12 protein-coding genes are annotated in these 13359 nt (G+C 66.9%); 8 read left to right on the plus strand and 4 right to left on the minus strand.

Annotation, left to right across the window (positions count from 1 at the left end; genetic code table 11):
- Positions 1 to 161 precede the first annotated feature (161 nt).
- From pstS to phoR, 7 genes are all read left to right on the plus strand, one after another.
- Complete coding sequence (gene pstS, locus AC57B5_RS27510) at positions 162 to 1202, plus strand: phosphate ABC transporter substrate-binding protein PstS (protein ID WP_012206717.1); 1041 nt, start codon at positions 162 to 164, stop codon at positions 1200 to 1202.
- A gap of 171 nt (positions 1203 to 1373) precedes the next feature.
- Positions 1374 to 2312, plus strand: a complete 939-nt coding sequence (gene pstC, locus AC57B5_RS27515) for a phosphate ABC transporter permease subunit PstC (protein ID WP_012206716.1) — start codon at positions 1374 to 1376, stop codon at positions 2310 to 2312.
- 17 nt (positions 2313 to 2329) lie between these two features.
- Complete coding sequence (gene pstA / locus AC57B5_RS27520) at positions 2330 to 3193, plus strand: phosphate ABC transporter permease PstA (RefSeq protein ID WP_034398840.1); 864 nt, start codon at positions 2330 to 2332, stop codon at positions 3191 to 3193.
- A 38-nt stretch (positions 3194 to 3231) separates the two neighbouring features.
- On the plus strand, positions 3232 to 4014 hold the full coding sequence (gene pstB / locus AC57B5_RS27525; protein WP_012206714.1) for a phosphate ABC transporter ATP-binding protein PstB: 783 nt from the start codon (positions 3232 to 3234) through the stop codon (positions 4012 to 4014).
- Positions 4015 to 4027: 13 nt separating this feature from the next.
- A complete protein-coding gene (gene phoU, locus AC57B5_RS27530; protein ID WP_012206713.1) occupies positions 4028 to 4729 on the plus strand; it encodes a phosphate signaling complex protein PhoU in 702 nt (233 codons plus the stop codon).
- A gap of 20 nt (positions 4730 to 4749) precedes the next feature.
- Complete coding sequence (gene phoB, locus AC57B5_RS27535) at positions 4750 to 5445, plus strand: phosphate regulon transcriptional regulator PhoB (RefSeq protein WP_012206712.1); 696 nt, start codon at positions 4750 to 4752, stop codon at positions 5443 to 5445.
- A 118-nt stretch (positions 5446 to 5563) separates the two neighbouring features.
- On the plus strand, positions 5564 to 6958 hold the full coding sequence (phoR, locus tag AC57B5_RS27540; RefSeq protein WP_012206711.1) for a phosphate regulon sensor histidine kinase PhoR: 1395 nt from the start codon (positions 5564 to 5566) through the stop codon (positions 6956 to 6958).
- Between the two features lie 30 nt (positions 6959 to 6988).
- Here phoR and AC57B5_RS27545 read toward each other — a convergent pair whose 3' ends face one another.
- From AC57B5_RS27545 to AC57B5_RS27560, 4 genes are all read right to left on the minus strand, one after another.
- Positions 6989 to 8356, minus strand: a complete 1368-nt coding sequence (locus AC57B5_RS27545; RefSeq protein WP_496400698.1) for an MATE family efflux transporter — start codon at positions 8354 to 8356, stop codon at positions 6989 to 6991.
- A complete protein-coding gene (locus AC57B5_RS27550) occupies positions 8353 to 10092 on the minus strand; it encodes a hypothetical protein (protein ID WP_099750753.1) in 1740 nt (579 codons plus the stop codon). Before AC57B5_RS27550 ends, AC57B5_RS27545 begins: the two co-directional genes overlap by 4 nt.
- Before the next feature lie 155 nt (positions 10093 to 10247).
- Positions 10248 to 10493 (minus strand): type B 50S ribosomal protein L31, encoded by a 246-nt coding sequence (locus AC57B5_RS27555; RefSeq protein WP_013801474.1) that lies wholly within the window; start codon positions 10491 to 10493, stop codon positions 10248 to 10250.
- A 114-nt stretch (positions 10494 to 10607) separates the two neighbouring features.
- On the minus strand, positions 10608 to 11801 hold the full coding sequence (locus AC57B5_RS27560) for a citrate/2-methylcitrate synthase (protein ID WP_496400699.1): 1194 nt from the start codon (positions 11799 to 11801) through the stop codon (positions 10608 to 10610).
- Positions 11802 to 11902: 101 nt separating this feature from the next.
- Between AC57B5_RS27560 and AC57B5_RS27565 the strand changes: the two genes are divergently transcribed.
- The gene (locus AC57B5_RS27565; protein WP_496400700.1) at positions 11903 to 13312 is read left to right on the plus strand and encodes a CoA transferase; all 1410 of its coding nucleotides are present in this window, start codon (positions 11903 to 11905) and stop codon (positions 13310 to 13312) included.
- Positions 13313 to 13359 lie beyond the last annotated feature (47 nt).

Consider the following 13359-nt stretch of genomic DNA (forward strand, 5'->3'; position numbering starts at 1 on the left):
TGCGAGGCACAAGACTAAGACGGAATTGTGACACCGCGATGACCCGGGTCTTACAGACTATGGCCCAGCATTTGTGACGCCTTTTCTTCGTGTCATATCAATGTCACAAAGCCTTCTTACAGTCCAGCCATCGCATCTTTCAACCCCTAAGAGGTCTGTACATGAAGTTGTCTGTGATTCACATTCTGGTGGCTGGTGCTCTGTCTGCGGGCGGTATGGGCCAGGCCCTGGCCCAGCAGGAAGCCACCGGCGCCGGCGCCAGCTTCCCTGCGCCGCTGTACTCGAAGTGGGCCGCCGATTACCACAAGGCCACCGGCGTGAAGATCAACTACCAGTCCGTGGGCTCCAGCGCCGGCATCAAGCAGATCGAAGCCAAGACCGTGGACTTCGGTGCTTCGGACGAGCCGCTCAAGGACGACGAACTGGCCAAGAAGGGCCTGGTGCAATTCCCCACCGTGATCGGCGGCATCGTGCCCGTGGTCAATATCAAGGGCATCCAGCCCGGCCAGCTCAAGCTGACCGGCCAGGTGCTGGGCGACATCTACCTGGGCAAGATCACCAAGTGGAACGACGAGGCCATCAAGGCCCTGAACCCCGGCGTGACCCTGCCTGACGCCACCATCGCTCCCGTGCGCCGTGCTGACGGCTCGGGCACCACCTTCGGCTTCACGAACTACCTGTCCAAGGTCAATGCCGAGTGGAAGGAAAAGGTTGGCGAGGGCAAGGCCGTGAACTGGCCCACGGGTGCCGGCGGCAAGGGCAATGAAGGCGTGGCCGCCTTCGTGGGCCGCCTGCCCAACTCCATCGGCTACGTCGAGTACGCCTATGTCAAGCAAAACAAGCTGACCTACACGCAGCTGCAGACCGCTGGCGGCGCCTTCGTGTCGCCCGACGACGCCACCTTCAAGGCCGCTGCCGCCGGTGCCGACTGGGCCAAGAGCTTCTACCAGATCCTGACCAACCAGCCCGGCAAGGATGCATGGCCCATCACCTCGGCCACGTTCATCATCATGCACAAGGCCCAGGACAAGCCCGCACAGGCCGCTGCCTCGCTGAAGTTCTTCGAGTGGGCCTACAAGTCCGGCGACAAGACCGCCACCGACCTGGACTACGTGCCCATGCCTGACGCCGTCAAGAACGTGATCTTCCAATCCTGGGGTCAAGTCAAGGACGCCTCGGGTACCGCGATTTCCCTGAAGTAAACCCTGAAAAGGGGCCGTGGCGCACCGCCGGCAGGTGCATCATGGCCCCCCTGATCTCCCCACAAACCGCGAATAAAGGCGCCTCACGTGTCCACAACGTCGCCCTCGAACTCGCTGGCCGCCTCTGCACAGGCTTCCCAGCGACGCACACCTTCTCCGCTACGCCCCCCGATGCTGTCGGGGCGCGTGGCGGATCGCTTGTTTGGCGCTCTCGCGCGTCTGGCCGCGCTGCTGACGCTGGGCCTGCTGCTGGCCATCCTGGCTTCGCTGCTGGTCGGCGCCTGGCCCGCCATCTATGAATACGGCCTGAGCTTTCTGGGCCGCAGCGTCTGGGACCCCGTTCGCAACGAATATGGCGGCCTGGTCATGATTTACGGCACGCTGGCCACCTCGGCCATCGCGTTGCTGATTGCGGTGCCCGTGAGCTTTGGCATCGCCCTGTTCCTCACCGAGCTGTCGCCCGCCTGGCTCAAGCGCCCGCTGGGCACCGCCGTCGAGCTGCTGGCTGCCGTGCCCTCCATCGTCTACGGCATGTGGGGCCTGATGGTCTTCGGTCCCGTGCTCTCCACCTATGTGCAGCAACCGCTGCAAAAGCTGTTTCAGGGCGTTCCTTATCTGGAAGCCTTCGTGTCCGGCCCGCCCGTGGGCATCGGCATCCTGTCGGCCGGCATCATCCTGGCCATCATGATCATCCCCTTCATCGCCTCGGTGATGCGCGACGTGTTCGAAGTCACGCCGGCCCTGCTCAAGGAGTCTGCCTACGGCCTGGGCTCCACGACCTGGGAAGTGGTCTGGAAGGTCGTGCTGCCCTACACCAAGACCGGCGTGCTCGGTGGCGTGATGCTGGGTCTGGGCCGTGCGCTGGGCGAGACCATGGCCGTCACCTTCGTGATCGGCAACATGAACCAGCTCAACTCTCTGTCGGTCTTCGAGGCTGCCAACAGCATCACTTCGGCGCTGGCCAACGAGTTTGCCGAAGCGGGCGAAGGCCTGCACCAGGCTTCGCTGATCTATCTGGGCCTGGTGCTGTTCTTCATCACCTTCGTGGTGCTGGCCTGCTCCAAGGTGCTGCTCAACCGTCTGCAGAAGAATGAAGGAGCCCGCTCGTGAGCAGCACCTCCACCAAGATGATCAATGCGGCCGAACTGACGCGTGTGCGCCAGGCCAAGTACGCCAAGCGCAAGCGCGTGAACCAGGTGGCGCTGACCCTGTCGCTGGCTGCCATGGCCTTCGGCGTGTTCTGGCTGGTCTGGATCCTGTGGGAAACCATCACGCTGGGTATCGGCGGCCTGAGCCTGGCGCTGTTCAGCGAAATGACGCCTCCGCCCAATGAGGCGGGCGGCATTGCCAACGCCATCTTCGGCTCGCTGATCATGGTGGCCCTGGCCACCTTCGTCGGCACGCCCATCGGCGTGATGGCCGGTGTCTACCTGGCCGAATACGATGCGCGCGGCTGGCTGGCCAATACCACGCGCTTCGTCAACGACATCCTGCTGTCGGCACCTTCCATCGTGATCGGCCTGTTCGTCTACACCGTGGTCGTGGCGCGCTTCAAGAGCTTTTCCGGCTATGCGGGTGTGGTGGCGCTGGCGCTGATCGTGATTCCCGTGGTCATCCGCACCACCGAGAACATGCTGGTGCTGGTGCCTGCCAGCCTGCGCGAAGCGGCCTATGCACTGGGCACGCCCAAGTGGAAGGTCATCATCATGGTGACGCTGCGTGCAGCGCGTGCCGGCGTGATCACCGGCGTGCTGCTGGCCGTGGCCCGCATTGCCGGGGAAACCGCTCCGCTGCTGTTCACGGCGCTGAACAACCAGTTCTGGAATGCCGACCTGTCCAAGCCCATGGCCAGCCTGCCGGTGACGATCTTCAAGTTCGCGATGAGCCCTTACGAGAATTGGCAGCAACTGGCCTGGGCCGGCGTGTTCCTGATCACCGTGGCGGTGCTCGGTCTCAATATCCTGGCGCGGTTCCTGACCCGCCAGAAGTAATGCAGCAATAAGCAATCAACAAGGACAAGGATCACGCAATGACTGCGACCTCTTCCACCGCGCTGAACTCCTCCAAGCTGACGGTTCGCGACCTGAACTTCTACTACGGCAAGTTCCACGCCCTCAAGGGCATCAACCTGGACATCCCCGAAAAGAAGGTCACGGCCTTCATCGGCCCGTCGGGCTGTGGCAAGTCCACGCTGCTGCGCACCTTCAACCGCATGTTCGAGCTGTACCCCGAGCAGCGCGCCGAAGGCCAGATCATGCTGGACGGCGAGAACCTGCTGACCAGCAAGCAGGACGTGGCGCTGATCCGCGCCAAGGTGGGCATGGTCTTCCAGAAGCCCACGCCGTTTCCCATGTCCATCTACGACAACATCGCCTTCGGCGTGAAGCTGTTTGAAAACCTCAGCTCCTCCGACATGGACGACCGTGTGGAATGGGCACTGCGCAAGGCGGCGCTGTGGGGCGAGGTCAAGGACAAGCTGCAGCAAAGCGGCTCGGGCCTGTCCGGCGGCCAGCAGCAGCGCCTGTGCATCGCGCGCGGCATTGCCATCAAGCCCGAAGTGCTGCTGCTCGACGAGCCCTGCTCGGCCCTGGACCCGATCTCCACGGCCAAGATCGAGGAGCTGATTGCCGAGCTGAAGAACGACTACACCGTCGTCATCGTGACGCACAACATGCAGCAGGCAGCGCGCTGCAGCGACTACACGGCCTACATGTACCTGGGCGATCTGGTGGAATTCGGAGACACCGAGCAGATGTTCTTCAAGCCCCAGCGCAAGGAAACGGAAGACTACATCACAGGCCGCTTCGGCTGAGCAGGAGCAATCGATGAACGAAAAACACCTTTCCAGCCAGTTCGACAGCGAACTCAACCGCGTCTCTGCGCGCGTCATGGAGCTCGGCGGCCTGGTCGAGTCCCAGATCCGCCAGGCGGTCTATGCGCTGTCGCGCTTCAGCATCGAGGCCGTGGAGCAGGTCGATGCCGCGGAAAAGCGCGTCAACGCCATGGAAGTGGAGATCGACCACGAGCTCTCGTCCATCATCGCCCGGCGCCAGCCCACGGCGCGCGACCTGCGCCTGCTGATCGCCTTCTCCAAGGCCACGGCCAATCTGGAGCGCATGGGTGATGAAGCGCACAAGATGGCGCGCATGGTCAAGTCCATCATCGAAAGCGGTGCTGCGCGCTCCCTGCCCACGGGCGACCTGCGCACGGCGGCCGAGATGGCCTCGGGCCTGCTGCGCAAGACGCTGGACGCCTTTGCACGCCTGGACACCAAGGCTGCCGTGGCCATCCTCAAGGAAGATGATCTGATCGACCAGGAGTTCGACGGCTTCGTGCGCAAGCTCATCACCTACATGATGGAAGACCCGCGCACCATCTCGGCCAGCCTGGACCTGCTGTTCCTGGCCAAGGCCATCGAGCGCATCGGCGACCATTCCAAGAATGTGGCCGAGCTGATCATCTATCTGGTGGAGGGCAAGGATGTCCGTCACCAGACCATGGATGCCATTGAGTCGGCAGTGCTGTAAGTGCCGGAGGCGAACAACGGATGAAGAAGATGCCCATGGTCCTCATCGTCGAGGACGAGCCCGCCATCGCGGAGCTGATCGCTGTCAACCTGCGGCACAACGGCTTCCAGCCGGTCTGGGCCGAGGATGGCGTGACGGCTCAGCGCGAGCTGGATGCCGTGCTGCCCGACGTGATCCTGCTTGACTGGATGCTGCCCGGCGCCAGCGGCCTGTCCCTGGCGCGCAAATGGCGCGCGGACAGCCGCACCAAGGCCGTGCCCATTCTGATGCTCACGGCGCGCGGCGATGAACCCGACAAGGTGGCGGGGCTCGATGCGGGCGCCGATGACTACATCACCAAGCCCTTCTCGACCCAGGAGCTGCTCGCGCGCATCCGTGCCGTGCTGCGGCGCCGTGCGCCCGAGCAGATTCAGGACAAGGTCAATATCGGCGAGCTGGTGCTCGATGCCGCCGCGCACCGCGTGAGCTGGCAGGGCGACATGATCAAGGTGGGGCCCACCGAGTTCAAGCTGCTGCACTACCTGATGAAGCACCCCGAGCGCGTGCACAGCCGTGCCCAGTTGCTGGACAAGGTCTGGGGCGATCACGTCTTCATCGAGGAGCGCACGGTGGACGTGCACGTCAAGCGGCTGCGCGAGGCGCTGGGCATGGCCGGGGCATTGATCGAGACGGTACGCGGCGCCGGCTACCGGCTCAGCGCGCAGGCGCTGGCCTGAGGCCGTTTTTTCCGCATGAATCCACGCATGGCCTTCACGGGCCATGCCAGGGCGCCGCTGCCCCAGGCAGCGAATACAACGCAAAGAAGGCGCAAGTATGGGTTGGCGAGGTTTTCGCTTGTTGGCGTCCCAGATCGCGGGCGCATTGCTGGGCTGGTGGCTCTGGGGCGTCATGTCCGCCTCCAGCCCCGGCATGGCCGCCCAGGCCGTGGCAGCCCTGACGGGGGCGCTGTGCGCGGGCTGGATCTGGTGGCTGGTGGACAGCTGGAACGCCATGCGCCTGCTGTCCTGGCTGCGCCAGTCGGAGCTGCGGGAGGCGCCCGAGCTCAGCGGCATCTGGGGGGAAGCCAGCGTACGCATGCGCCGGTGGCTGCGCCAGAGCGTGCAGCAGGTGCAGCAGGGCGATCAGCGCCTCAACGACATTCTTTCCGCCCTGCAGGCCAGCCCCAATGGCGTGGTGCTGCTGGACGCCGATGGGCGTATCGAATGGTGCAACCAGATCGCGGCGCGGCAGTTCGGCTTCGATGCCGAACGCGACCTGCTGCAAAGCATTGGCAACCTGGTGCGCGACCCCGAGTTCAGCGCCTATTTCGCCACCCAGGATTTCTCACGCGACCTGGTCATGCAGGGCCGCGAAAGCACGGCCTCGCGGCCCGTCAAGCTGTCGGTGCAGCTGTATGGCTATGGCGAAGGGCGCAAGCTGCTGCTGGCGCGCGATGTCACCGCGGTGGAGCAGGCAGAGGCCATGCGCCGCGACTTCGTGGCCAATGTCTCGCATGAAATCCGCACGCCGCTGACCGTGCTCGTGGGCTTTGTGGAGACGCTGCAGAACCTGCCGCTGGAGCCCGAGGAGCGCAACCGCTACTTGGGACTGATGGCCCAGCAGGCCGAGCGCATGCAGCATCTGGTGGAAGACCTGCTGGCGCTGTCGCGCCTGGAGGGCAGCCCCTTGCCCAGCAGCAACGAATGGGTGCCCGTGGCCCAGCTGATGCAGCGCTGCGAGAACGAGGCGCGCGGCCTGTCTTCCATGCTCACGCGCAAGCAATCCCTGCCGCATGCGCTGAGCTTTCCGTCGGCCGAGATGCTGGCGCAGGCCGGTGAGGTGGCCGGCGCCAGCGCCGAGCTGCAAAGCGCTTTCTCCAACCTGCTGGCCAACGCCATGCGCTACACGCCGGCAGGCGGGCGCATCGAGGTGACCTGGGAGAGCCTGCCTGATGGATCGGCCCGCTTTGCCGTGCAGGACTCCGGGCCAGGCATCGAACCCAAGCACCTGGCGCGTCTGACAGAACGCTTTTACCGTGTGGACCGCAGCCGTTCGCGCGACACCGGCGGCACGGGCCTGGGCCTGGCCATCGTCAAGCATGTGCTGCAGCGCCATGGCGCCAAGCTGGGCATCACCAGCGCGCCGGGCCAGGGGTCGGAGTTTTCCGTGACCTTTCCGGCCAGCCGCGTCCGCATCGCGGCCCCCGGCACACGCGAAGTCGGCGAGGCCCGCGAAAGCCGCGCCGCATAGGCGTGGTCCCGTGTGAACGGCCGTTGCCGTTCAGCGGCTTGTGGCTTTGCGCACGATGGCGCTGAACACCAGGGCCGTCACCAGCAGCGCACAGGCACTGCTGGCCCAGAACGGGGCGGGCGTGCCATGGTGCAGCCAGGCGGGCAGGGCGCTGTCCGTGCCGTAGGCCAGCCAGTATCCGCCGGCCAATCCGCCGCCCCACAGCAGCAGGCAGTAGATGACCAGCGGCGCCACGGTGATGCGGTAGCAGCGCAGCACGAAGAGGCAGAAGGTCTGCACGGCGTCGGCCACATGGTAGGCAGCCACCCAGGCCAGCAGGCTGGCGGTAGTGGCCACCACCTCGGGGTTGCTGCTGTAGATGCGGGCCAGGCCCCCGCGGGACAGGAACAGTGCCGAGGCCAGCACCAGTCCACCCGTTGCCGCAAGCCGCCAGCCCATGGTGACAAGGCGGCGCGCCATGGCCTCGTCCCCCGCGCCGCGCCAGTAGCTGATCCGCGCGCTGGTGGCAATCGCCAGCGACAGGGGCACCATGTAGCACAGCGCCGCAAGATTGGCAGCAATCTGGTGGCTGGCCGAGGACAGCGTGCCCTGGCGTGCCACGAACAAGGCCATCAGCGTGAACGAGGTCACCTCCACCAAAATTGCCAGCCCTGCAGGAACGCCCAGTCGAGCGAACTGCGCCAGTTGCGGCCAGTCCGGGGGCTCCATGCGCTGCCACAGCGCCAGGGGCGCATACAGGCGCTGGCTGCGCATCAGCACGAATGCGAGGGCGACCATGGCGTAGTTCACCACCAGCGTGGCCCAGGCACAGCCCTCGGCGCCCAGCGCAGGCAGGCCGGCGCCGCCAAAGGCCAGCCAGATCGACAGGGGGATTTTCAGCAGCAGCGACAGCAGCTGCAGCCAGGTCACCAGCAGGGGATGGCCCAGCGCCTGGTTCAGTGTGCTGTAGATGCGAAACAGCAGCGCGGCCGGAAGGCTCCAGGCCAGCACCGAAAGATAGGCCCGCACCTCCACCTGCAGCGGTGGCGGCACATCGGCCCAGCGCAGCAGCGCATCGGGAAACAGCAGCACGCCCATGCCCAGGGCGCAGGCGGCCAGCAGCATGTACATGGCCTGGCGCAGCGTGCGGCCTATGGCCTCGGGCTGTCCGGCACCGCGATGCTCGGCCCACAGCGGCAGCAGGGCCTGGAAGATGCCCATCAGGGAGACATAGACACTCACGAAGATGGCCGAACCCACGGACAGCGCTGCCAGCGCCTCTTCGGCGTAGCGGCCCGCCACGATGGTGTCGGTCACGCCGAAGGCCATCACCGCCAGCTGCCCGGCCAGCACGGTCAGCGCGTGCTGGGCGATGGTGCGCCGTTCGGTGCCCAGTGGCGCGCGCGCAGGCTGGCTCATGGCCTGGCCTGGGCGCGGCTCGCCTCGGGCCTGCGCTTCAAGACCAGCAGGAAGTCCTTGCGATCGGTGGGGCGCACCACGCGGGCCACGGTTTCCCAGGTGCCCTGCAGGCGCGCGCTGTGCGGGTCCAGCCAGGTTTCTTCCTCGGCCACCATCCAGTCGCAGCGTGCGGCGCCGGCCATGCTCAGGCGTTGGGTGTCGATGTCGCCGTAGTAGCGCAGCGCCGCAATGTGGGCGCGGGGCAGGCCATAGGTTTGCACGCAGCTGCCGTCCTTGGGCAGTTCGGCCAGCACCTGGCGCATCTGCGGCTCGAAGCTGCGCGCGTGGTCCAGCAGCGGCAGCCACAGCGTCATCAGCAGCAGCCAGCCCAGCGTGGCACCGCTGGCCGGCAGCACCAGGCTCTTCCAGATGGCGGCGCGGTTGCGCGATGTGCGCCAGGCGACGAGCACGCACCAGGCCAAGGTGGCGGCAACCGCCACGGCGAAGGAGAACACCGAGAATTCCGGCGTGAACTGCGGAGCCAGCCTGGCCACATTGGCGGCCGGCTTGGCGGGAATGCCCGTCTGCAGCGAGAGCCAGATCACCCAGATGGCAATGGCGGCGGCGCTGAAGAACAGCAGGGTGAACCAGTCGATCAATGCGCTGATGCTGCGGCGCAGCGTCGGCAGGGCAAAGGCTGCCAGCGTGGCGATGGCCGGCAGGCCCAGCAGCAGGGCGCGGTCCGCAGGCAGCGTGCTCAGCGAAGCGATCACCGGAATGACGGCAAACCACAGCGGCAGCGCCAGATGGGGATAGCGGCGAGGCGCGGCGATCTGGCGGCGCCAGACCCACAGGGTCCACATGGCCAGCGGCCAGGCCGGCCAGCTGAACCACAGCAGCAGCCTGACCAGGCTTTGCCATTCCTTGGCGGTGCCGCTGTCCACAAGGCGCCAGGCCCATTGGTCCAGCCACAAGGACAGTGCAGCCGCCAGCAGCGTGACGCCCAGCCACAGCGCGGTCCAGATGCGCGCCTCGCGCGGCGCGGGCGAGGGCTCGTCACCCCAGGTGCGCGAGAAAAACGCCATGGTCGCACCGCCCAGGCCGAACAGCGTGGCCACGGTCGGCGCGCCGCTCAACGCCAGGCCCGGCAGGCCCAGCAGCAGCGCCAGCATGGCGGTGCGGCCGTGGTAGGGCATGGCTGCGGCGGCAAAGAACAGCAGGGCCGCGCAGCCGAGCTGGGTCATGTAGCTGGTGGTTTCATGGGAAAGCTGGGCCAGGCCCAGGCAGGCCACCAGGGCCAGCAGGCCGCCATCGGCCATGGCGCGCGCATAGTCGGTGGGCTGTGCCTCGCCGCCAAAGGCAAAGGCCACGGGGCGCGCGCCCGGCGTGCGCGCCAGGTAGTACACGCCCCACCAGGTGGCAGTCAGCGTGAGCACCAGCATGGCGATGAAGGGCAGGCGTGCCGCCATCTCCAGATGCAGCCAGGAAGGCGCTCCCTGCATGGCCAGCGCGCCAAGCCAGTACGACAGCAGGCCCTCGGATTCGGGCAGCAGGCCCGCCATGCGCGGTGCCAGCCACGAGGTATGGCCCAGGGCCAGCTCCCGCATGTAGCCGAAGGCCTCCATGTCGGCCATGCGCCAGGGGCTGCGCCCCACATATCCGGGCACGACATAGGCCAGGCACAGCAGCAGCAGCGACCAGCGGGGCAGGCGGCGCACGGCGCTTTGGGCAACGATGGCAGGGGTGGGCTGGTTCACTCACAGGACTTTCTGCAACGGAGGGCGCAAGAATACGCGAAGCAAGGGCCTCGAAAAGCGTGGAACATGGCTGGCCGGCAGGGATTGGCCGGACTGCGAAAAACAAAAGGGCAGCGCGGTTGCCCGTGCTGCCCTTCTGGCCGGAGAAGCAGGATTTACTTCTTGCCGAAACGGTTGCGGAAGCGCTCCACACGGCCGCCCATGTTGTCCACCGACTTTTGCGTGCCGGTGTAGAACGGGTGCGACTCGGACGAGGTGTCCAGCTTGAACAGGGGGTAGTCCTTGCCTTCGAAGGTGTCGGTTTCCTTCGTGTTCACGCAGGAGCGGGTCACGAACTTGAAGCCGTTGGACAGGTCCACGAACAGAACTTCGCGGTAGTTGGGGTGGATGCCTTCTTTCATGATCTTTCCTTCTGATGCAAGTGCGGTAGCCGTGCCTGACCCGCTGCAACCTTTGTAGCGGTTCAAATCAAGCGTACTTTCCGCAAGAAAAAGCCCTGCATTATCGCATAGTGCTCAATTGCGTGCCAAGCCGGCGGGCCTGAGCCCCGTGTACGCCGCGCGTGGCCGGATGATCTGCCGTGTGGCGCGCTGCTCCAGCGCCTGTGCCAGCCAGCCTGCGCAGCGGCCCAGCGCGAACAGCCCGAAGGCGCTGCCCGCCGGCAACTGCAGGTGCCGCCGCAGGGCCACCAATGCGAAATCGACCGAAGGGGCCAGGCCAGTGAGTGCCATCACTTCGGCCGCCAGGGCCGCCGCCGGTCCCTGCCTGGGCAGCATTTCCAGCAGCAGGGCGGCGCGCACATCGCCTTCGGGGTAGAGGTGGTGGCCGAAGCCGGGCAGGGTCTCGCCGCGCGCCAGGCGCTGGCGCAGGCGTGCCGGGGCCTGCGCCTCGCCCAGCTCGTCCCAGAGCGCCTCCACGCGCGCGGTCGTGCCGCCGTGGCGCCCGCCCGTCAGGGCGGCAAGGCCTCCCACCACGGCCGCCCGCAGGCTGGCGCCCGTGGATGCCACGCAGCGCGCCGTGAAGCCGGAGGCGTTGAGTTCATGGTCGGCGCACAGCACCAGGGCCATGCGCACCAGGTCGGCGCCTTGTGCGTCCAGCGCCCAGGCCTGGGCGCATTGCAGGTGGATGGGGGCCTTGTCCGGCGCCGTGCCCAGCAGGCAGGCCGCCAGCAGGCGCAGGAGCGCTCCGCAGCCTGCCGCCAGCCGTTCTGGCGATTGCTGCCATGCGGCAGTGGCCGCGTCATCGCTGGCGACGGTGAACAGGGCCAGCAGCGTGTTTTCGCAAGGCTGGCCGGCCATGCGCTGCTGCAGGTCGGGCAACACAGGGGCGGCCTCCACGGCGTGTGCGGCGAAGGCGGCATCGGCCGGGTATTGCCAGAGCAGGGCGGCGGTCTCTTCCAGCGTGTGCGAGCGTGCCCAGTCCACGGCGTCCTCGCCACGGTAGTAGAGGCGGCCCTGCTCTATCAGCGTGATCGATGACTCCAGCACCGGCAGGCCCCAGTTGAGCGCGGCCTGGGCGACTTCGCGGGGTTTGCGGCCCTGGCCGCGCTGGCGCGCGAGCTGCTCGACCTCTTCGCGCAGGTAACGGCTTTCGCGCGGCGTGTCTGCCGCATGGGCGTGCAGCAGACCCCGGCTGACATAGGCATACAGCGTGGCGCGGCTCACGCCCAGCAGTGCGGTGGCTTCGGTCGAGTTCAGGTAGTCGGGCATGGATGTGATGATATGTTGATTTATTTAATCAATATTGACAATATTTTCTGGAAATCTATGGTGCGGGTTCCAACCCTTGTTTCCGTTGCCAGGAGTGCTCCATGTCCAGTCTTCCGACCTCTTCCGCTTTTGATCACTGCGCCGCCCAGATCTGGGCGGCACTGGAAGGTGCCCAGGACGCGCTGCACCGTCTGGAGATGCGCGGGCAAGGCGCCTTGGCCTCGGTGTTTCCGGTCTCCGATCTGGCGGCGGCCAGCCTGGGTGTGGCAGGCCTTGCCATCTCCGAGCTGGTGGCCCAATGCGGCGCTGCCGCGCCGCAGGTGGTGGTGGACCGCAGGCTCGCGTCCCTGTGGTTTGGCAGCAGCCTGCATCCGCTGGGCTGGGAGATGCCCGCGCTGTGGGACGCCGTGGCCGGCGACTACCGCACGGCCGATGGCTGGATCCGCCTGCATACCAATGCGCCCCACCACCGCGCAGCGGCGCTGGCCGTGCTCGACACGCCGGCCGATAGGGAGGCTGTAGCGACGGCGGTCAGGCGCTGGACGGCGCATGAGTTGGAGTCGGCCGTTGTTGCGCAGGGTGGCTGTGCCGCCGCCATGCGCGGGCTGGCTGCCTGGGCTGCGCATCCGCAGGGGCAGGCCGTGCAGCAGGAGCCTTTGCTGGCGTGGCAGATGCATCCGCAGCCGGGCCAGCCCTTCAGTTTCAGTGCTGGTGCGTGGCAGCCATCGGCGCAGCGGCCGCTGCAGGGGCTGCGCGTGCTGGATCTGACGCGCATCCTGGCCGGTCCCGCCGCCACGCGCTGGCTGGCGGGCCATGGTGCCGAGGTGCTGCGCATCGATCCGCCCGGTTGGGAGGAGCCGGGTACGGTGCCTGAAGTCACGCTGGGCAAGCGCTGTGCCCGGCTGGACCTGCGGGCGCCCCAGGATCGTGCCGTGTTCGAGCAACTGCTGGCCGGCGCCGACGTGCTGGTCCATGGTTACCGGGACGGTGCGCTGGAGGGGCTGGGATTCGGGGCCGCGTGGCGCCGTCGGCTGAATCCCTCGCTCATCGATGTGTCGCTCAACGCCTATGGATGGAGCGGGCCCTGGCAGCGGCGGCGCGGCTTCGACAGCCTGGTGCAGATGAGCGCCGGCATTGCCGATGCAGGCATGCACCGGCTGGGCCGTGACCGACCCACGCCCCTGCCGCTGCAGGCGCTGGACCACGCCACCGGCTATCTGATGGCTGCCGCCGTGGTGATGGCGCTGGTGCGGCGCATGCAGGGGCAGGGCGGCAGCACGGTGCGTGCCTCGTTGGCGCGCACGGCGCATCTTCTGGCGGGGCATGGCGTGGGTGACCCGGATGCCTGCCCGCTGGCGCCGGTGAACGGTGCCGAGGATTTCAGCGCGGCGATCGAGGCGACCTCCTGGGGCGCGGCACGGCGTCTGCGGGCGCCGGTGGAGGTGGCGGGTGCGCCCATGCATTGGGAGCGCGCGGCCTGTGCGCTGGGCACGTCTGCCGCAGCGTGGTGAGACGGGCGGCTGGAACGCAAAACGCCCCGCGTGAGCGAGGCGTCTGT

The sequence above is a fragment of the Delftia sp. BGA-UO-ETr-SB1 genome, from assembly GCF_059567865.1.